The sequence below is a fragment of the Micromonospora sp. NPDC005298 genome (assembly GCF_040607375.1).
Taxonomy (GTDB): Bacteria; Actinomycetota; Actinomycetes; order Mycobacteriales; family Micromonosporaceae; genus Micromonospora.
This window is the reverse complement of record NZ_JBEXGP010000012.1, coordinates 104572-123865: the sequence shown is the minus strand read 5'-3', so window position 1 is coordinate 123865 and position 19294 is coordinate 104572. Positions and strand designations below refer to the sequence as shown.

The 19294-nt window shown below is 73.0% G+C and carries 14 protein-coding genes and 1 pseudogene; 6 read left to right on the top strand and 9 right to left on the bottom strand.

Annotated elements, in window-relative coordinates; translation table 11 throughout:
* Window positions 1-1263, bottom strand: coding sequence for a PspC domain-containing protein (locus tag ABZS77_RS18690; protein WP_354824057.1), 1263 nt, complete (start codon window positions 1261-1263; stop codon window positions 1-3).
* A gap of 157 nt (window positions 1264-1420) precedes the next feature.
* On the opposite strand from ABZS77_RS18690, the gene ABZS77_RS18685 reads away from it, so the two are divergent.
* The 3 genes and pseudogenes from ABZS77_RS18685 to ABZS77_RS18675 all read left to right on the top strand — a co-directional run bounded on the left by ABZS77_RS18685 (window position 1421) and on the right by ABZS77_RS18675 (window position 5179).
* Entirely contained in the window at window positions 1421-3172 is a 1752-nt protein-coding gene (locus tag ABZS77_RS18685; RefSeq protein ID WP_354824055.1) for a PspC domain-containing protein, read from the top strand.
* Window positions 3169-3351 (top strand): annotated as a pseudogene (locus ABZS77_RS18680) (hypothetical protein); the annotation flags it as partial. The gene ABZS77_RS18685 and the pseudogene ABZS77_RS18680, both read left to right, overlap by 4 nt.
* 574 nt (window positions 3352-3925) lie before the next feature.
* Window positions 3926-5179, top strand: coding sequence for a phosphatidylserine decarboxylase (locus ABZS77_RS18675; protein ID WP_354824053.1), 1254 nt, complete (start codon window positions 3926-3928; stop codon window positions 5177-5179).
* Window positions 5180-5239: 60 nt separating this feature from the next.
* On the opposite strand, the gene ABZS77_RS18670 is transcribed toward ABZS77_RS18675, so the two are convergent.
* The 3 genes from ABZS77_RS18670 to ABZS77_RS18660 form a co-directional block, all read right to left on the bottom strand.
* Entirely contained in the window at window positions 5240-6175 is a 936-nt protein-coding gene (locus ABZS77_RS18670) for a CDP-alcohol phosphatidyltransferase family protein (RefSeq protein WP_354824051.1), read from the bottom strand.
* A 345-nt stretch (window positions 6176-6520) separates the two neighbouring features.
* The gene (locus ABZS77_RS18665) at window positions 6521-7429 is read right to left on the bottom strand and encodes an NUDIX domain-containing protein (RefSeq protein WP_354824100.1); all 909 of its coding nucleotides are present in this window, start codon (window positions 7427-7429) and stop codon (window positions 6521-6523) included.
* Between the two features lie 137 nt (window positions 7430-7566).
* Window positions 7567-8517 (bottom strand): NUDIX hydrolase, encoded by a 951-nt coding sequence (locus ABZS77_RS18660; RefSeq protein ID WP_354824049.1) that lies wholly within the window; start codon window positions 8515-8517, stop codon window positions 7567-7569.
* A 143-nt stretch (window positions 8518-8660) separates the two neighbouring features.
* On the opposite strand from ABZS77_RS18660, the gene ABZS77_RS18655 reads away from it, so the two are divergent.
* Window positions 8661-9005: a PspC domain-containing protein gene (locus tag ABZS77_RS18655; RefSeq protein ID WP_354824047.1), complete on the top strand. Its 345-nt coding sequence runs from the start codon at window positions 8661-8663 to the stop codon at window positions 9003-9005.
* Between the two features lie 7 nt (window positions 9006-9012).
* Here ABZS77_RS18655 and guaA read toward each other — a convergent pair whose 3' ends face one another.
* Together guaA and ABZS77_RS18645 are read right to left on the bottom strand one after the other, a co-directional pair.
* A complete protein-coding gene (guaA, locus tag ABZS77_RS18650; protein ID WP_354824045.1) occupies window positions 9013-10569 on the bottom strand; it encodes a glutamine-hydrolyzing GMP synthase in 1557 nt (518 codons plus the stop codon).
* Between the two features lie 161 nt (window positions 10570-10730).
* Window positions 10731-12428: a GMC family oxidoreductase gene (locus ABZS77_RS18645; protein ID WP_354824043.1), complete on the bottom strand. Its 1698-nt coding sequence runs from the start codon at window positions 12426-12428 to the stop codon at window positions 10731-10733.
* A 144-nt stretch (window positions 12429-12572) separates the two neighbouring features.
* On the opposite strand from ABZS77_RS18645, the gene ABZS77_RS18640 reads away from it, so the two are divergent.
* Complete coding sequence (locus ABZS77_RS18640; protein WP_354824041.1) at window positions 12573-13697, top strand: LCP family protein; 1125 nt, start codon at window positions 12573-12575, stop codon at window positions 13695-13697.
* 5 nt (window positions 13698-13702) lie between these two features.
* Here ABZS77_RS18640 and ABZS77_RS18635 read toward each other — a convergent pair whose 3' ends face one another.
* Window positions 13703-15160, bottom strand: coding sequence for a M1 family metallopeptidase (locus ABZS77_RS18635; protein WP_354824040.1), 1458 nt, complete (start codon window positions 15158-15160; stop codon window positions 13703-13705).
* A gap of 105 nt (window positions 15161-15265) precedes the next feature.
* The gene (locus tag ABZS77_RS18630) at window positions 15266-16690 is read right to left on the bottom strand and encodes a M1 family metallopeptidase (protein WP_354824038.1); all 1425 of its coding nucleotides are present in this window, start codon (window positions 16688-16690) and stop codon (window positions 15266-15268) included.
* Window positions 16691-16975: 285 nt separating this feature from the next.
* On the opposite strand from ABZS77_RS18630, the gene ABZS77_RS18625 reads away from it, so the two are divergent.
* The gene (locus ABZS77_RS18625; RefSeq protein WP_354824036.1) at window positions 16976-18097 is read left to right on the top strand and encodes a sugar phosphate isomerase/epimerase; all 1122 of its coding nucleotides are present in this window, start codon (window positions 16976-16978) and stop codon (window positions 18095-18097) included.
* Window positions 18098-18154: 57 nt separating this feature from the next.
* Here the strand turns inward: ABZS77_RS18625 and ABZS77_RS18620 are convergent, their stop codons facing one another.
* Window positions 18155-19273: a GuaB3 family IMP dehydrogenase-related protein gene (locus tag ABZS77_RS18620; RefSeq protein WP_354824034.1), complete on the bottom strand. Its 1119-nt coding sequence runs from the start codon at window positions 19271-19273 to the stop codon at window positions 18155-18157.
* Between the last annotated feature and the right edge of the window lie 21 nt (window positions 19274-19294).

Here is a 19294-nt window from a genome sequence, read left to right as displayed (position 1 = left end):
TCATCTGTTCCTCTCCGCTGCGGACGAGTCCCGGGAGATCGGCAGGATCAACCGGACCTCGGTCCCCTCCCCCGGTCCGGACCGGATCTCGGCCCGTCCGCCGTGCCGCTTCATCCGCCCGATGATCGAGCCGCGCACGCCGTGCCGGTGGTCCTCAACGGTATCCGGATCGAAGCCCTTCCCCCGGTCCCGGACGAAGACACTGACCTGATCCGGCTCCACCTCGGCGTAGAGCGACACGGTCTGCACCCCGGCGTGCCGGGCCGCGTTGACCAGGGCCTCGCGCGCGGCCGCGACCAGCGCCCCGACCTTCTCCTCGGTCTCCCGGTCCCCCACCACCACCGCCTCCACGGTGATCGCGAACGTGTCCTCCACCTCGGCGGCGGCCTGCTCCAGGGCGGCGGCGAACCGCTCGTGCGGCGACGCGGTGGGCTTGTAGAGCCAGTTGCGCAGCGACCGTTCCTGGCCCCGCGCCAACCGTTGGACGGTCTTGACGTCCCCGGCGTTGCGCTGGATCAGGGCCAACGTGTGCAGCACCTGGTCGTGCACCATCGCGGCCAGTTCGGCGCGCTCCTGCTCGCGGATCCGCCCCTCCCGCTCCGAGCGGAGCTGGCTGTACGTCCGCCAGAGCACCGGCGCGGCGACCACGCCGACCCCGGCCAGCCCCACCAGCGCGAAGATCACGCCGTTGATCACCGCGTCGAAGTTCTGTGCCGGCGAGTAGACGGCCGCCACACCGATGATGCCGACCGCGACGAGGATCCCCCCGCCGATGAACCGGAGCACGAAGGCCCGCCGGTCGCTCTCCTCGACGACCGCGCCGAGCCAGGGCACCGGCGTGTCGCCCCACCGCCGGCGCCGCTCGGGCGCGGACTGGTGCCAGATGACGCCGGCGCCGACCGCGATGATCGCCACCAGCCAGCCGGCGGTGCCCGCCGCCCCGACCGAGTCGAACACCATCACCTGGATCAGCAGGACGCCGAGCCCGATCCCCACGAACGGCAGGAGCTGGGCGACGTCCCGCCGGGGCGGGACGGCGGTGTCTCCGGGACGCAGCGGCACCACCGCCCAGAAGGCCGCGTACAGCAGCAGGCCCAGCCCACTCAGGCCGAGCAGCACCATGAACGCGACCCGGACGCGCAGCACCGAGATACCGAGGTGGTCGGCGATGCCGGCGGCGACACCGGCGGCCATCCGATGCTCGGGGGCGCGGTAGAGGCGCGGGGGCGGGATGACGGTGCTGATCGCGGGCTCCCTGGTCACGGTGGTGGGTCGGTCGGGATCGGTGATTCCGATCGTCACACGCTGCGGCGCCCGGGACCACGGGGACGTCCCCGACATTCCGGCCGCCCATATCTCAGGGTGGGGTCAGGGTCGGCTCCTGAGGTCGTTCGGGCGGGCCGGGCAGCAGGATCGAGGCATGACCGAGGAAGCTGCCCAGCCGGCCCGCCCGGGGTCGGCACAGCCGGGTGGTTCATCACCGCCCCCACCAGCCGCCACACCGCCCGGCTGGGCCGAGCCCACCACGTTCGGCCCGTCCGGCACCGACCCGACGGCGGCCTTCGCCGGCAGCGGGGGCACGGGCTACCCGCCCGGCACCGGCTACGGGCCGGACGCCAGCTACGGCGCGGCCGGGGGCACTCCGCCCGGTCCGGGTGGTCCCGGTGCGTCCGCGCCACCGCCGCCGCTCGGCGGCGCCGGCTTCACCTCGCGGTACGGGCTGGTCCGGCCGCGTGAGGGGCGCTACCTGGCCGGGGTCTGCGCGGCGATCGGCCGGGCCACCAACACCGATCCGGTGCTCTGGCGGGTGCTGCTCGCCGTGCTCGGGTTCTTCGGCGGCATCGGCATCCTGGTGTACGTCGCCGCGTGGCTGATCATCCCGAACGAGGGCGACACGGCATCCCCGGTCGAGTCCATGCTCGGTCGCGGCCGGTCCAGCATGTCGCCGGTGACCGTGATCATCCTGGGCATCCTGGTCGCGGCCAGCTTCGGCTACATCGTCACCGACGCCTTCCGCGCGGTGCTGCTCGGCGCGGCGATCCTGATCGGCGGCGCGCTGCTGCTCAACCGGGACAGCCGGGGGCCGCAGCCCGGCGCGCCGGTCGGACCGTCACCTGTCGGTACGCCGACCGGCCCGGTCCCGCCGGTCACCTGGCCGGCGCCGGCGTACAGCGCGGTACCGCCCACCGGCCCGGCGGCGACGTCCCCCCTGGCCGGCGGCGACCCGGCGTACGCGACGCCACCCACCGCCCCGATCCCCCCGTACGCCCCGCCGGTGGCCGACCCGCGCCCGGTCTCCGGAGTCGGAGCGGTCGCCGGGCAGCCGGCCGTCGCGACGCCCCCGGCGCAGGCGGGCTGGCCGGCACCCGCGCCCAGCTGGCCGACCAGCGGGGCGCCCAGCGCCGGCTGGCCGGCGGCACCGGTGACCGGGGCACCCGCCCCCGGCACCCCGACGGCTCCGGGCGGCTACCGGCCCCCGTTCGCCCCGCACGGCCCGTACGCGTCACCGGCGCCGGCCGCGTACCCCCCGCCCAAGCCACCGAAGCCGCCGAAGCGGCCCAAGGAGCGCTCGCCGCTCGGCGCGGTGACCTTCTCCCTGATCTTCCTGGCCCTCGGCCTGGTCGCCCTGCTCGACCTGCTCGACGTCTTCGACATCGGCGCCTCGGCGTACTTCGCGGCCGCGCTCGCCACCATCGGGCTGGGTCTGCTGGTCGGCACCTGGTTCGGTCGAGCCCGCTGGCTGATCGCGCTCGGCCTGGTGACGGCCGCCGCGCTGGGTACGGCGACGGTCGCCGAGTCCTACGACCGGATCCGAGGGGTCGACGGCGCGGTCACCTGGGCACCCACCGACTACCGCGACCTCGCCGACCGGTACGAGAACAGCTTCGGGGACGCCGTACTCGACCTGCGGGGCATCGACTTCGCGAAACGGGACACCCAGGTGACCGTGGCGATCAACTTCGGCAAGGCCACGGTGGTCGTCCCGCCGAACGTGGACGTCACCACGGTCGCCGACGTCAACGCGGGCGACGCCACCGTCTTCGGCAACCACTCCGGCGGGCTGGACGGCCGGCTGCGGGAGTCCACCGACCTCGGCGCGGACGGCCCCGGCGGCGGGACGCTGCGTCTGTACATCCACGTCAATGCCGGAAACCTGGAGGTGACCCGATGAAGGCTCACCGCACCGACCTGGTGTCGTTCGCCTTCGGGCTGGTGTTCCTGGCGCTGTCCGCCTGGTGGCTGCTCGCCCAGCTGCTCGGGCTCGCGCTCCCGCCGGTGGGCTGGTTCCTGGCCGGCGCGCTGATCCTGATCGGAGTCTTCGGTCTGGTGGGCGCGCTGCGCTCCGGCCGGCCCGCGCAGCCGGAGCCGGCCGTCGAGACGGCCCCCACCGCGCCGGTCTCCGGAGCGGCCGAACCGGTCTCCGGTGCGGCCGCGCCGCTCGCCGCGGTCAGCGTTCCGACCTCCGGAGCGGCCCTGCCGACCTGGGAGGCCGAACGCTCCACCTGGGACGCCCCGCCGGCACCGGAGACGCCGACCGCGGAGTTCGGCGGACCGGAGACACCGACGGCGGAGTTCCGGGCACCCGGGGCGCCGACCAGCGAGGTGATCCACCCGGCGTGGCTGGCCCATTCACCGCCGGAGCCGGACACCGCACCGGTCCCCGATCAGGCAGGTGGTGACGAGCCGACCCGGGTGGAGCAACCGGTCGCCGACGACCGGCCGGTGGACGAGCGGGAGGGACGGCGTACCGAGCCGTGACCCGGCGGCACCGCCCGCGTCGGCCACCGCACCGCCACGGCGGTGCGGCCGGCGCGGGCGGGCGCATATGCTGGCCAATGGAGATCTCGCCTCCGCCGGCCGGCCCGACCCGCCATGGCGGTCCCGCCGCGATTCCCGTCGCTACCCCGTCAGGAGCCCGTCCGACATGACCCAGTCCCCCGCCGTGCGTACCACCGGTCGGTCCGGTCCGGTCCGTATCGGCGAGCGAGCCGCCCGAACGCTCGTCACCGAGCTGGCCCGGATCAACGATCCCAAGGCTGCCCTGCTGGTCGGGGTGAGCCCGGAGTCCGCGGTGCTGGCCGCGGCGATCGAGGCGCTGCTCCCCGGCGACCGGCTCACCGTGGTGCCCTCCGAGTCGTCCGACGCCGACCAGCTCCGCGAGCACGTCACCGCGCAGGGTCGCTGGGTGTCCGAGCGGGTGCGGGTGGTCGACTCGCTCGCCGAGGCGGAGGCCGCTGCCGTGGTCATCGCCGGCGAGGTGTTCGCCGGCACCGTCGAGGAGACCCGCAGCGGCGTCGAAGGGCTGGTCAAGTACCTCGCCGACGGTGCGGTGCTGAGCGTGGCGACGACCGCCACTCCCGGCCGGACGGCCGGCGCCGCCGCCGAGCTGGCCCGGCAGGACGCCCTGCACGGCGTCGGCGCCGACCTGGTGCTGCGCAACTCACCGCCGCTGCGGGTCTACCGGCTGCGGTTCACCCCGGCCGACCCGGCCACGGCGGACCGGCTGGCCCCGGCGTACCGACCGTCGAGTGTGCCGCTGACCCGTGGCATGCACATCGACTCGAACGGCGTGGCGGCTGCGGGCATCACGTTGGGCCTGGCCGCGCTGGCCCGGGTGGCACGTCCGTCGTCGAAGCTGTGGCTGCTGCCCGCGCTGGCCGCCGGCCCGGTCGCCGCGTTCTTCCGGGACCCGGAGCGGGACGTGCCGGAGGACCCGAGTGCGGTGGTCGCCAGCGCCGACGGGCAGGTCCTGTCGGTGCAGCGGCTGCACGACGAGCGCTTCGGCGACGGCGAGTGGCTGCGGATCGCGGTCTTCCTGTCGGTGCTCGACGTGCACGTCAACCGGGCGCCGGTCGCCGGCAAGGTGGTGGACTACTTCGTCGCCGACGGCGGCTTCGTCAACGCCATGAAGCCCGATGCCGAGCACAACGTGGCGGCGTACACGGTGCTGGACACCGCCCGCGGCACGGTGGTGGTCGCACAGCGGACCGGGCTGATCGCCCGCCGGATCGTGCAGCGCGCGCCGATCGGCGCGTTGCTGGCGAAGGGCGAGCGTTTCGGCCTGATCCGGTTCGGCTCGCGCACCGACGTGTACCTGCCGGCCGACACCGCCGACCCGCTGGTCGGGCCGGGCGACAAGGTCGTCGGGGGCGCCACGGTCATCGCCCGCTGGCGCTGACCCACAGCAACGAGAAAGGGGGCGCCGCTGGTCGCGGCGCCCCCTTTCTGCGTGGCTCTGTCAGGCGGTGTGACGCTGGCGCAACCAGAGCACCGGGCCGCTGACCAGGTAGCCCACCACGATCAGGGCGAACGTGAGCCGGACGTCGACAAGTGCGCCGATCACCGGGGCCAGCCACAGCCACGGCGGCATCTTGACCAGGCGGGCGAGCTTGGCGTACGGGAAGCTGGAGACCATCGCGAAGGCGAGGAGCGCCACCCCGGCGACCAGCACCGGACCCGGCACCGGCAGGCCGATCGCCACGGTCAACGCGAGCACCGCGGCGGCCATGGTGGTGGGCACGCCGCAGAAGAAGCGGCCGTCCTTCGGCGAGACGTTGAAGCGGGCCAGTCGGATCGCGGCGCAGGCCGCGACGAGGGCACACGCCACCGCTGCGGCGGCCGTCGAGACGGAACCGGCGAGCGAGGCGTACACCACGACGGGCGCGGCGAGGCCGAACGAGCACATGTCGGCGAGCGAGTCCATCTGTGCGCCGAACGGGCTGGCCACGCCGAGCCGCCGGGCCAGAGCGCCGTCGAGCCCGTCGAAGATGACGCAGGCGATCAGGCACAGGGCGGCGATGCGCACCTCACCCTGCATGGCCAGGAAGATGGCCAGCATGCCGAGCATGAGGCTCGCCAGCGTGCAGGCGTTGACCAGGCCGAACTTCATCCGGCGGGCCATCGTGCGCTCACCGGGGAGCAGGGGGATCGACCCGGCCGTGGCCTCGTCGGTGTGCATCATCGGCAACGCCGGGCTGACCGGCATGAGCGCCTCGATCTCCGCCCGGTTGCCGCCGATCGGCGGCCGGCTGAGCCGGTCCAGACCGTAGCGGCGGCGCTGCCGGTCGACGTACCGGTGCTCGGGCAGCGCCAGGTCGGTGGTCCGCAGGTCGTCGTCACGGCGACCCACTCGGACCAGGAGCACCTGGCGGGCGAACGTGCTGCTGCGGCGCAACGGGCCCGCCCAGCGACGCCCTGCGGGGCGCGGACTGTCAGTCGTACGACGCCGGCGCCATGGGGCTCTCGGCACGTTTCCTCCATCACCGGATCGGCTGGCCCGCCGGGGGCGGGTGTCCGGCTGTCTCGTGCCGGACCTTCGATGGCCCGGCAGCCGTTTTGCGGAGTACACCATCGCATAGGGGAACAGGACTTGGCGATAGCTGCCGGCGGTACTTCCATCTGGCTTAAACCGCGCGAACCGCTCTCTTATTCCCATCCCGGGCATCAACGCCCGTTTCCTCCGTCAATCCCTTCACCGACTGTACCGGAGGGTCACCATCCCGGCTCGGTGAGCGGGGTGCTATCGGGCCGCTTGTCGGATTGCCGAGGCAGCGATGCCGGTCAACGGCAGGTCAGCGGTCTCGGCCCGGGTGAACCAGCCGGCACGGGCCGTCGAACCGCCCGCGGACTCGGTGACCACCGCCTCCGTGGGTACGTCCACCAGCACCCGGTAGAACACCCGTACGCCGTGCCAGTCCAGCGGACGACCCTCCGGGCCGAGCGCGGCCGGGTTGTGCAGGTTGTCCACGCCGAGCAGCTCCACCACCCGGCCCAGTTGCCCGCCCTCCTCGACCAGCTCCCGCAGCAGCCCGGTGGTGGGCTGTTCGCCGTGGTCGGTGCCGCCGCCCGGCAGGTGCCACCTGCCGGCGCCGGGGTAGCCGTCGGCGATCTGGGTGAGCAGGATCCGCCCGGCCGGATCGGTGACCAGCCCGTACGCCCCGAAGCGGAGGCGACGGTCGGGGTGCGGGGCCGGCTCGGGTGGCAGCGCCCGGGGCAGGTCGGCCGGCAGGGGCGACACGGGCAGCCCGAGCAGCTCGGCGGTGAACGGCATCAGCAGCACGGACGCCGCCTCGTCCGGGCTGAACCAGCCCAGCTCGTCGGTGCCGCCGGCGGGCTCCGGCCGGAGGTCACCCCCGGTCGCCTCGACCTCGAAGACCAACCGGTCGGTGTGCACCGCGACATCGGCGTCGGGGAAGGTGGCCACGTCGGCGACCGCCGCCCGGATCGCGCCCACCGCCACGGTCAGCCCGGTCCGGTCGGCGAACCCGCGCTCGACGGCCCGGGCGGGGTGCTCGGCGTGCGCGAGCCCGCCACCGGGAAGCTGCCACACCCCCGGGTACGGGCCGGTCTCCGACCCGCGGGCCAGCAGCACCCTCCCATGCCCGTCCGTCAGCAACCCGTACGCCCCGACCCGTCGCCGCTCCCGCACCGCACCCACCCGGTCCCCCAACCCCCGACGCGACCCGTCGATCATGAAGTTATCGCCGACAGTCTCGGCGTGTCCTGACGATAACTTCATGATCGCCCCGGCGGCGGCGGGTGGGCCGAGGGATGGGGCCGGGGGGGTCAGGTGAGTTGGGCTGCTTGGACCGCTTCGGCGGTCACCTCGGTCAGACGGTCGGTGGGGAGGGCGCCCAGCTCCTCGCGGGCGAACCAGCGGGCCTCGCAGGTGGAGCCACCGACGTCGGCCACGGTCAACGGGTTGGGCTGGTCGACCACCACCCGGTAGAAGGCGCGTACGCCGTGCCAGTCGATCGGGTAGCCCTCCGGGCCCAGCGAGGCGGCGTCGCGGTGGCTCGCCACGCCCAGCAGCTCGACGAGGCGGCCGGCCTGGCCGGTCTCCTCGACCAGCTCCCGGATCAGCGCCGCGCCGGGCTGCTCGCCGTAGTCGGTGCCGCCACCGGGCAGGTGCCAGCAGCCGGCGCCCGGGTAGCCGTCGGAGATCCGGGTGAGCAGCACCCGACCGGCCGGGTCGGTGCACACCGCGTACGCGGCGAAGCGCTGCGCCCGGTGCAGCCCGTCCGGGCCGGGCACCGCGTAGAAGGAGGGGAACTCGGGCACCTCGTCGGGCACCACGTCGGCCGAGGAGGCGGGCAGGCCGAGGGCACGGGCGGTGAACGAGCGCAGCGGCAACTGGCGCGCCTCGTCGAGCGTGTACCACCGGGCCAGGTCGGTGGGGCGCTCGCCAACCCGGTCGGCGAGGGTGCCGCCACGCACCGCGACCCGGTAGATCAGCCGGTCGGTGTGGATGGTGATGCCACGTTCGGGAAGGGCCCGCATGTCGGCGAGCACGTCGTCCAGCCCCGAGACGGCGACCGAGAGGCCCGTCTCGGCGGCGGTCTCCCGCACCACCGTGTGGTTCGGGTCCTCGCCGTGGTCGACCGCCCCGCCGGGCAGCGACCAGGTGCCGGGGGTGCCGGAGCGCTCCGATGCGCGGACCAGCAACACTCGGCCGTCTGAATCAGCACAAACTGCGTATGCCGCGATCCTGCGGAGCGGCTCCAGCATGGTGGTCACGGGACCAAATTCTCCCCGGGCCGGGTTACCGGAACGGAAAAGAGTCGGATTCCTGACTGTCTGACCCTGATCAGGGATCGGTCAGGGTAAGGATCCGGGCGGTCACCGAGGGCGGGCCGGGCCAGAGCGCGGACCGTGGAGGCATGACATCGACCGCCGCTCCCCACGCCCCGTACAAGCAGCTCCGACGCCCCACCACCGACCGCATGGTGGCCGGGGTCGCCAGCGGCCTCGGCCGCTACTTCGACGTCGACCCCACGCTGGTCCGGGTGGTCTTCGCGGTCACCGGCCTGCTCACCGGCGGGCTGGCGCTGTTCGCGTACCCGATCATGTGGTTCCTGATGCCCGAGGAGCCCACCGGCGCGCCCGCCTGGCCGCACCCGGCGGGCGCCGCGCCGCAGCCCCCCGCCGGGCCCGCGCCCGGCCAACCAGTGCCGGGGTACGCCCCGACGCCGCCCTACCCGCCGACGACCCCGCCGGCGGCCTGAGCGGCGCTCACTCCCACTCGATGGTGCCCGGCGGCTTGCTGGTGACGTCGAGCACCACCCGGTTGACCTCGGCGACCTCGTTGGTGATCCGGGTGGAGATCCGGGCCACCACCTCGTAGGGCAGCCGCGACCAGTCGGCGGTCATCGCGTCCTCGCTGGAGACCGGGCGCAGCACCACGGGATGCCCGTAGCTGCGCCCGTCACCCTGCACGCCGACGCTGCGCACGTCGGCCAGCAGCACCACCGGGAACTGCCAGACACCCCGGTCCAGGCCGGCGGCGGTCAGCTCCTCGCGGGCGATCAGGTCGGCCCGGCGCAGCAGGTCGAGCCGTTCCCGGTCGACCGCGCCGATGATCCGGATGGCCAGGCCGGGGCCGGGGAACGGGTGCCGCCAGACCATCGCCTCGGGCAGGCCCAGCTCCAGACCCAGCGCCCGGACTTCGTCCTTGAACAGCGTGCGCAGCGGCTCGACCAGCGCGAACTTCAGGTCCTCCGGCAGGCCGCCGACGTTGTGGTGGCTCTTGATGTTGGCGGTGCCGGTGCCGCCGCCGGACTCCACCACGTCCGGGTAGAGGGTGCCCTGGACCAGGTACTCCACGTCGCCGTGCGAGGCGATCTCACGCGCGGCGGCCTCGAAGACCCTGATGAACTCCCGGCCGATGATCTTGCGCTTCTGCTCCGGGTCGGTCACCCCGGCCAACGCGCCGAGGAACCGCTCCTCCGCGTCGACGACCTTGAGCTTGATGCCGGTGGCCGCCACGTAGTCCTTCTCGACCTGCTCGGCCTCACCGGCGCGCAGCAGCCCGTGGTCGACGAAGACACAGGTGAGCTGGTCACCGACGGCCTTGTGCACCAGCGCGGCGGCGACCGCCGAGTCAACCCCGCCGGACAGGCCGCAGATGACCTCCTTGTCGCCGACCTGGGCGCGGATCCGGGCCACCTGCTCGTCGATGATGTTCGCCGGCGTCCAGGTCGGCTCGATACCGGCGATGTCGTACAGGAAGCGCTTGAGCATCTCCTGACCGTGCGCGGTGTGCCCGACCTCCGGGTGGAACTGCACGCCCGCACGACGCCCGGCCACGTCCTCGAACGCCGCCACCGGCGCGCCCGCCGACTCGGCGGTGACCGTGAAGCCCTCCGGGGCCTCGGTGACGCAGTCGCCGTGGCTCATCCAGACCGGCAGGTCGGCTGGCAGGTCACGCAGCAGCACGCCCGGCTCGGTCAGGCGGGGGCGCAGCGGCGTGCCGCCGTACTCGCGGTTGCCGGTCTTCGCGACGGTGCCGCCGAGCGCCTGGGCCATCGCCTGGAAGCCGTAGCAGATGCCGAAGACCGGTACGTCCGACGTGAACACGTCGGCGTCGATCCGCGGGGCGTCCGGCGCGTACACGCTGGCCGGGCCACCGGAGAGGATGATCGCGGCCGGGTTCTTCGCCAACATCTCGGCGACCGGCATCGAGTGCGGCACGATCTCGGAGTAGACCTTCGCCTCGCGGACCCGGCGCGCGATGAGCTGGGCGTACTGGGCTCCGAAGTCCACGACGAGGACTGGGCGAGGCAGGCTCATGTGCACAAAGCCTACCGACAGTCACGACAACCCCCACCCCCGCCCCGCCCCCCACCCCCTTTCCGGCGATCTTGCACTTCCCGCCGCGACAAGAGTTCGCGAATGCCGCGCACCGGCGACCGAAACCGCGAGATCGACGCGCCGAGGCGCGGGGGCGCGGGTCAGGGGCGTAGGGCGCCGGGGGCGTCTGGCGCTACCGCGGGGGCCTTCGGGGGTACGGCTGGCACGCGGCGGTACGGGGTGCCCAGGGGCGGGCGGGGGTCCTCGTCGCCCCGGTTGGGCCAGAAGGACATCGCCCGTTCCGCCTGCGCGGTGATCGTCAGCGACGGGTTGACCCCGAGGTTGGCCGAGACCGCCGCGCCGTCCACCACGTGCAGCCCCGGGTGGCCGTACACCCGGTGCCAGGGGTCGATCACCCCGTCGGCCGGGGTGGCGCCGATCACCGCCCCGCCCAGGATGTGCGCGGTCACCGGGATGTCGAACGGCTCGGTGACCGAGCCGCCCGGGGTGCCACCGATCTCCTCGGCGAGCAGCCGGGCCGCGGTGTTGCCGGCCGGGATCCAGGTCGGGCTCGGGGTGCCGTGCCCCGGGCCGGTCACCAGTCGACGACCGAACAGCCCGCGCCGCCACCGGGTGGTCAACGAGTTGTCCACCGACTGCATCACCAGGGCGATGACCGTCCGCTCCGACCAGCCCCGGACCGAGAGCATCCGGGCCGCCAGCCCCGGCTGCCGCACGATGCTGCCCAGCCAGCGCCGCACCCGGCGCGGGCCGCCGTCGACGAGCAGCGACTGGAGCAGCCCCATCGCGTTGGATCCGCGCCCGTAGCGGACCGGCTCGATGTGGGTCTGCGCGTCGGGGTGGAACGAACTGGTGATGGCCACCCCCTCGCTGAAGTCCATCGCCTCGGCCCGGGCCCGCTGGCGGTCCACCGACGCGCCGAGGATGGCCTCGGAGTTGGTCCGGGTCAGCTCGCCGAGGCGGGGCGAGAGCGCCGGCAGTGCCCCGTCCGCCCGCATCGCGTGCAGCAGTCGTTGGGTGCCGAGCGCACCGGCGGCGAACACCACCTGGTCGGCGTGGATCACCTGTCGCCGCCCCCGCACCCACGAGCCGGTGCGCACGGTGTGCACGTCGTACCCACCGCCGGACGCGGGCCGCACGGCGGTCACCGTGGTCAACGGGTGCACGACCGCGCCCTGCCGCTCGGCGAGCCAGAGGTAGTTCTTGACAAGCGTGTTCTTGGCCCCGTGCCGGCAGCCGGTCATGCACGAGCCGCAGTGCAGACAGCCGGTGCGCTCCGGGCCGGCGCCGCCGAAGTACGGGTCGGCGACGCGCTGACCGGGGCGGCCGATGTGCACGCCCACCGGGGTGGCGTGGAAGGTATGGCCCACCCCCATCCGGTCGGCCACCGCCCGCATCGCGCGGTCCGCGCCGGTGTCCATCGGGTACGTGGTGACGCCGAGCATCCGCTTCGCCTGGTCGTAGTGGCGGGCCAGCTCGTCGCGCCAGTCGGTGATGTCCCGCCACTGCGGGTCGGTGTAGAAGGCCGGCAGCGGTTCGTAGAGGGTGTTCGCGTAGACGAGCGAGCCGCCGCCCACCCCCGCCCCGGACAGCACCAGCACCCCACTGCCGGACCTCCGGTCGGCGGGGCGGAGCAGGGTGAGCCGCTGGATGCCGTAGCACCCGAGTTTCGGCGCCCACAGGAACCGCCGCGCCCGCCACGACGTCTGCGGGAACTCGTCGTCGGCGAACCGCCGGCCGGCCTCCAGGACGCCCACCGACCAGCCCTTCTCCGCCAGTCGCAGCGCGGTGACACTGCCGCCGAAGCCGGACCCGATGACGAGCACGTCATACCGCATGAAGGCATCATTACTCGTGAGTAGCGCTCGCGCCAGCGCCAGTTTTCGCGCAATCATGCACCGGCCGACCGACCCGGCGGCGCCCCGGCCGCAACCCGGGGCACCCGTCGGAGCGTTGTTCAGCAGAGGGTGGAAGGAATCAACATGCTCCTCGGGTCGATGGCACCACGCCGACGGTGGCTACTGCTGGGCCTGGCGGCCTTCGTCGCAGTCGCGCTGATCGTCGCCGGGGCGGCGGTGGTCACCCGGCTCACCGGCGACAGCGGGCCCGACGGCACCCCGGTCGCCGGCGCGCCGAGCCCGTCGCCCATCGGCACGCCCACCCCCAGCCCCAGCCCCAGCGGGCCGCCGCCGGGCGCGAACATCACCGGCCCGCTGACCCTGCTGCTGGTCGGCGTGGACACCCGGGTGAGCGTCCCCGGCTGGGAGCCGCACTCCGACGCCGTGCTGGTGCTGCACGTGCCCAAGGGGCTCGGTCGGGCGTACCTCTTCTCGCTCCCCCGCGACCTGCTGGTGGACATCCCCGCGTTCCCCAAGGCCGGCTACAAGGGCGGCAGGACCAAGCTCACCCACGCGATGAGCTACGGCAGCCGGGTGCCGGGCAAACCCAAACAGCCGAGCACCGCCCAGGGGTACGAGCTGCTGCGCAGCACGGTCAGCGGCTACACCGGGCTGCGCATCGACGCGGGCGCGGTGCTCACCTTCAACGGTTTCGACCGGCTCGTGGACGCCCTCGGCGGTGTGGACATCTACGTCGACCAGCGGGTCGCCTCACTGCACCGCCGGCCGGACGGCAGGTACCGGGAGAGCGCGCCCGGCGGGTACACCGGGCCGCAGCAGGTCTACGAGAAGGGCGAGCGGCACCTCAACGGCTGGCAGGCGCTGGACTACGCGCGGCAGCGCTACATCACCGGCGGCGACTACGCCCGGCAGCGCCACCAGCAGCAGCTCATCCGCGCACTGACCCGCAAGATCCTCGACGAGGGCCTGGCCCGGCAACCCGAGCGGGTCGACCAGGTGGTCGCCGCGCTCGGCGACACCCTCGTGTACGTGGGCGGCAACCGGATCGTCGACCTGGCGTACGCGCTGAGCGGGGTCCCGCAGGACCGCTTCGTGCTGGTCGGGCTGCCCGGCGCCGGGGTCGGAAAGGGCAGCGCCTACCGTGGCGAACAGCTCACCACCGAGGGCCGCACGTTCATCACCGAGCTGCGTGCCGGCCATGCCGACCAGTACCTGGCCGCCCACCCCAAGCTGGTGGTCAGAAACTGACCCGGTCAGAGTCGCTTGGGCTGGGCGGGCTTTTTGGTGCCGTAGAGCCACGCGTCGAAGAGCGCGTCGAGCTGCTTTCCGGAGACGCGTTCGGCCAGGGCCACGAACTCGGCGGTCGTGGCGGTGCCGTCGCGCTTGTCCGCGGCCCAGGTCCTGACGATCTCGAAGAACGCCTTGTCGCCGACGGCCACCCGCAGCGCGTGCAGGGTCATCCCGCCACGCTGGTAGACCGACTCGCTGAACAGGTCCTTCACCCCCGGCCGGCCCGGCGGCGTCCTCCACACCGAGGCGGACATCCGGGCGTACCGGTCGTCGAACGCCTCCTTGGCGGTGTCCTTGCCGGTGTGCTCGGCCCACAGCCACTCCGCGTACGTCGCGAAGCCCTCGTTGAGCCAGATGTCCTCCCACTTCGCCAGCGCCACGCTGTCGCCGAACCACTGGTGGGCCAGCTCGTGGGCGACCACCTCGGTGTTCTCGCCCTGCCGGAAGAACCCGCCGGAGTAGACGGGACGGCTCTGCGTCTCGAGGGCGTACCCGATGCGGCTGTCGGAGACGACCACACCGCCGTACGCGTCGAACGGGTACGGCCCGAAGACGCTCTCCAGGTAGTCGGCGACCGTGACGGTCTGCGCGATCGACGCGTCCGCGGCCCCCTTGGCGAGTTTGGTGGTGACCGCGCTGTACACCGGCCGGCCCTTGTGCTCACCCGTGGTGACCCGGAACTTCCCGATCACCAGCGTGCTCAGGTAGCTGGCCATCGGCGACTTCTCCGACCACTTCCAGGTGGTCCACCCGTCCTTGCTGCTCCGGCCGCCGGGTACGCCGTTACTGACCGCGGTGAGGCCGTCCGGGACGGTGATCTCGACGTCGTAGGCGGCCTTGTCGGACGGGTGGTCGTTGACCGGGAACCAGGTGCTCGCCGACTCGGGCTGGCCCAGCGCGATGGCGCCGTCGGTGGTGTGCAGGAACCCGCCGTCGCCGAGCACCTCGTTGCGCAGCGGCTTCGGCACCCCCGAGTAGGTGACCTCCGCGAGGAACCCGTTGCCGTTGATCAGGCCGGTCGCGGGCTTGACCACCAGCTCGTTCCTGTCCCTGCTGTGGGTGGCCGGGACGCCGTCCACGGTGACCCGCTCGACGGTCAGGCCGGCGAGGTCGAGGTTGAACGACGACAGGTCGGCCGTCGCGGTGGCCTGCACCGTGGCGGTGCCGGTCAGCCGGTCCTTCGCCGGGTCGTAGCGCACCTTGACGGTGTACCGGCCGACGTCGTACCCGCCGTTGCCGTAGCTCGGGAAGTAGGCGTCGCCGACCCCGGCGGCGCCGGGGGTGAACGTCCGCGCCTGGGTGGGGGACGCGCTGGCCGAGGGCGCCGCCGCCGGTGCGGTCGAGTCACATCCGGACAGTGCGAGCGCCGCGGTCACCATCAGGCCCGCGCCCACCCGCAGCCCGCGCCGCGTCACAGTCATCACGAGCCCTCCCGTACCGGTGCGGTGGCGGCCGGGCCGCCCCGCGCGGCGGGCGTGTCCCACCGGTCGCAGCCGGCAGCCTAGCGACCGGCGATCACGACCCCGTCACGGCAGGGTGGGCGCCGAGCCGCCCACCAACCAGGCGTCGAGAAGCGGCCGTAGCTGCCGGTTCGACACCCGCTCGGCGAGCGCGACGAAGTCCGACGTGGTGGCGTTGCCGGCCGCCCGCTCGGTGGTCCAGGTACGCAGGATGCGGAAGAACACGTCGTCGCCGACGGTGCGCCGCAGCGCGTGCACGGTGAGTGCGCCCCGCTTGTAGACGGCGGTGCCAAACATGCGCTCGCGGCCCGGCTCGACCGACGGCTGCGTCCAGTCGGTGGCGGCGTACTGGAGTTCGAAGTTGCGCTGCGCGGTACGCCCGCCGTCGTGCTCCTCCCACAGCCACTCCGCGTAGCTGGCGAAGCCCTCGTTCAGCCAGATGTCACCCCAGCGGGCCAGCGACACGCTGTCGCCGAACCACTGGTGGGCCAGTTCGTGCGCCACGACCCCCGGATCGGGTCGGTCGTCGGTGAAGAAGGCCGGCCCGTAGACCGGCCGGGACTGGGTCTCCAGGGCGTAGCCGATCCGGTCGTCGGCGACGACGATCCCGCCGTACGAGTCGAAGGGGTACGGGCCGAAGCGACTGGCCAGAAAGTCGACGATCTCCCCGGTGCGGGCCACCGAGCGGGCCGCGCCGCCGGTCGTCGGCAGGCTCGCCGCGACGGCGGTGACCATCGGCCGGCCGTCGTGGGTGCCGGTCGTCACCCGGTAGTTCCCGATCACCAGGGTGCTCAGGTAACTGGCCATCGGGGCGCGCTCGGCCCAGCGCCAGGTGGTCCAGCCGTCGGCGCTGCTCCTCGGGCCTGGCACTCCGTTACTCAGCGCCGACAGTCCGTCCGGGACGGTCACCGCGATGTCGTAGCTGGCCTTGTCCGACGGGTGGTCGTTGACGGGGAACCAGGTGGCGGCGGAGTCGGGTTGGCCGAGCGCTACCCCGCCGTCGGCGGTGTGCAGGAAGCCACCGCTGCCGAGTTCGCCGTCGGTGACGGCGTCGGGCACTCCGGCGTAGTCGACGGTCACCGTGAACGGCCGGCCCCGGGGCAGGCCGTCGCGCGGGGTCACCACCAGTTCGTCGTCGTCCCGGCGGTGGTCGGCCCGGGCGCCACCGACGCGGACCGCGTCGACGGTCAGGCCGTGCAGGTCCAGGTTGAACCGGGACAGGTTCTGGGTGGCGGTGGCCGTGATGGCGGCGCGGCCGGTGAGCCGGTCGCTCGCCGGGTCGTAGCGGACGTCGAGACCGTAGTGCGTGACGTCGTAGCCGCCGTTGCCGCGTCCGGGCACGTACGGGTCGCCGGCGTCGGCTGCTCCGGGCCGGAACCCGTCGGTGTCGGCGCCGGTGCAGCCGGACGCGGTCAGCGCGAGCGCGCAGGCCGACGCGGTGACGATGGCGGCCAGGCGGCCGCCGTTCGGTGTCCGTCCGGTGCGGACCATGCACACTCCTCCAGCGACGAACCACGGTCAGGACGAGCGTAGTCAGCGCCGAGCGGCGCGCGGCCCGTATCGACGATCATCAGTTACTTTCGTCGAATCAAACAAAAGTTGGCCTTGATCGATCCTTTCTTTTGGCTTCGACCGTCGTTAGTGTCTGACTCCAAGATGTAACGCGTTCGGAACAATCGGACGCGTACGGGCGCTCGGCGGCGCCCCGCGACCGGACCCTCGTCGCACCTCTGCTGATCGTCATCGACGGCAACCACCGTCGCGAAAGGTGGAACGATGCCAGACCAGACCGCACCCGACGCCTCCCCCGCCGGCCGGCTCAGCCGCCGGTCCCTGCTCGCCGCCTCCGCCGGCGCCGCCGCCGCACTCGGCGCGGCCGGCCTGCCCGTCCTCGCCACCGGCACCCCCGCGCTCGCCCACCCCAAGGACAAGGGCCGGAGCAGGCTGCGGGTCGAGCCGCTGATCCCGTCGAAGAACCGCGGCATCATCCTCTACAGCGTCCGGGACCGGATCACCGCCGCGCCCGACGACAGCGGCGTGCCGTACGGCTTCGAGCGCGTCCTCGCCCGACTCGCCGAGATCGGCTACAAGGAGATCGAGTTCGCCGGCTACACCCAGAGCACCGAGATCCTGGGCCGGCAGATCACCCCGCGCGAGATCCGCAAGATCCTCGACGACAACGGTCTGGTCGCCAACGGCACCCACGCCTCAATCCAGGCGGCCACCTTCCAACAGCAGCTCGACATCGCCGAGGAACTCGGCATGAAGAACATCGGCACCGGCAGCGACCCGACCAACAGCGCGTACAAGGCCGACTGGGACGCCGCCGCCGACACCTGGAACGAGCTGGGCCGGCAGGCCCGGGCCCGGGGCATGCGGCTCTACACGCACAACCACGACGTCGCGTACAGCTTCCTGCTCGACTCCGGGCCCCTCGACGAGCAGGGCCGCCCCACCCGCTCGTCCGGCATCCGGCGGCTGGAGTACTTCTTCGGCCGGACCGACCCCCGGTACGTCTTCTTCGAGTTCGACATCTACTGGGGTTACGTCGCGCGCTACAAGCACCAGAAGTACGTCGACCCGGCCGGCCGCGAACAGACCGACCTGTTCGACCCGATCCTCAACGTGGCGGACCGGACCACCCGGTTCCCGCTCTTCCACGCCAAGGACGGCGACCGGGACACCAGCGTGCCCAACGGCCACCAGATGACCCCGCTCGGCGAGGGCGACATCAACTTCCAGCAGTTCTTCCAGACCATCGGCGAGCGGGACTTCCACCACGCCAACTGGGAGATGGACACCGCCCCCGGCGGCACCGCCAACCGCGCGCAGTCGCTTGACTTCGCGGCGCTGAGCTACCGCAACATGTCCGACCTGACCATCTACCTCAAGAAGTAGCGGAGAAGGCCGGCCCCGCCATGCGGGGCCGGCCTCCTCGGCGTCTGCTGGGGCAGGTCAGCGGTCCAGGACCAGGCCGACCTTCTGGAACTCCTTGAGGTCCCGGTAGCCGCACTTGGCCATCGCCCGACGCAGCCCACCGAACAGGTTGAGCTGACCGTCGGCCTCGTCGGCCGGGCCGAAGAGCAACTCCTCCATCGACCCGAGCGGCTCGCCGGCCGTCTCGAACGCCCCACGGGGCAGCGACGGGTGGCTCGCCGCCGAATGCCACCAGGCACCACCGGCGGGCGCCTCGTCGCAGAGCGACAGCGGCTCGCCGAGCATCACCGCGTCCGCGCCGCAGCCGAGCGCCTTGGCGATGTCGCCGGACGTCTGGATGTCACCGTCGGCGATCAGGTGCACGTACCGGCCGCCGGTCTCGTCGAGGTAGTCCCGACGGGCAGCCGCCGCGTCGGCGATCGCGGTCGCCATCGGCACCCGGATCCCCAGCACCGACTCGGTCGTCGACCACTCGTCGCCGCCGATGCCCACGATCACACCGGCCGCGCCGGTACGCATCAGGTGCAGCGCCGTCTTGTAGTCGGTGCAGCCGCCCACGATCACCGGCAGGTCCAGGTCGGCGATGAACTCCTTGAGGTTCAGCGGCTCGTCGGTCGTCGACACGTGCTCGGCCGACACGATGGTGCCCTGGATGACCAGGATGTCCACCCCGGCGTCCAGGATCACCGGCGCCAACGCGAGGGTGTGCTGCGGGGAGACCCGCACCGCCACCGTGCTGCCACCGGCGCGCAGCTCACGCACCCGCTCCGCGATCAGGTCGGGGCGGATCGGCTCCGCGTACACCTCCTGGAGCCGCTTGGTGGCGCGGGCGTCCTCGTCGAGGCCGGCCAGCTCCTCCAGCACCTTCGTCGGGTTCTCGTAGCGGGTCCACAGCCCCTCGACGTTGAGCACGCCGAGGCCGCCGAGCTGGCCGAGCCGCACCGCCGACGACGGGCTCATCGTGGCGTCCGAGGGGTGCCCGACACAGGGGATGCCGAAGGGGTACGCGTCGAGCTGCCAGGCGGTGGAGACGTCGTCGACGTCCCGGGTCCGGCGGCTCGGCACGATGGCGATGTCGTCCAGGTGGTAACCGCGCTGCGCGGTCTTGCCCAGCCCGATCTCGACCACGTCACGCATGGGGGACTCCAGGTGGTTGGG

What these genes read in the sequence shown, in the direction of transcription:
- ABZS77_RS18675 (WP_354824053.1), top strand. Translation starts at nt 3,926, where the DNA reads ATGACCCAGTCCCCCGCCGTGCGTACCACCGGTCGGTCCGGTCCGGTC.
- ABZS77_RS18630 (WP_354824038.1), bottom strand. Translation starts at nt 16,690, where the DNA reads ATGGTCCGCACCGGACGGACACCGAACGGCGGCCGCCTGGCCGCCATC.
- ABZS77_RS18645 (WP_354824043.1), bottom strand. Translation starts at nt 12,428, where the DNA reads ATGCGGTATGACGTGCTCGTCATCGGGTCCGGCTTCGGCGGCAGTGTC.
- ABZS77_RS18655 (WP_354824047.1), top strand. Translation starts at nt 8,661, where the DNA reads ATGACATCGACCGCCGCTCCCCACGCCCCGTACAAGCAGCTCCGACGC.
- ABZS77_RS18635 (WP_354824040.1), bottom strand. Translation starts at nt 15,160, where the DNA reads ATGACTGTGACGCGGCGCGGGCTGCGGGTGGGCGCGGGCCTGATGGTG.
- ABZS77_RS18625 (WP_354824036.1), top strand. Translation starts at nt 16,976, where the DNA reads ATGCCAGACCAGACCGCACCCGACGCCTCCCCCGCCGGCCGGCTCAGC.
- ABZS77_RS18640 (WP_354824041.1), top strand. Translation starts at nt 12,573, where the DNA reads ATGCTCCTCGGGTCGATGGCACCACGCCGACGGTGGCTACTGCTGGGC.
- ABZS77_RS18685 (WP_354824055.1), top strand. Translation starts at nt 1,421, where the DNA reads ATGACCGAGGAAGCTGCCCAGCCGGCCCGCCCGGGGTCGGCACAGCCG.
- ABZS77_RS18620 (WP_354824034.1), bottom strand. Translation starts at nt 19,273, where the DNA reads ATGCGTGACGTGGTCGAGATCGGGCTGGGCAAGACCGCGCAGCGCGGT.
- guaA (WP_354824045.1), bottom strand. Translation starts at nt 10,569, where the DNA reads ATGAGCCTGCCTCGCCCAGTCCTCGTCGTGGACTTCGGAGCCCAGTAC.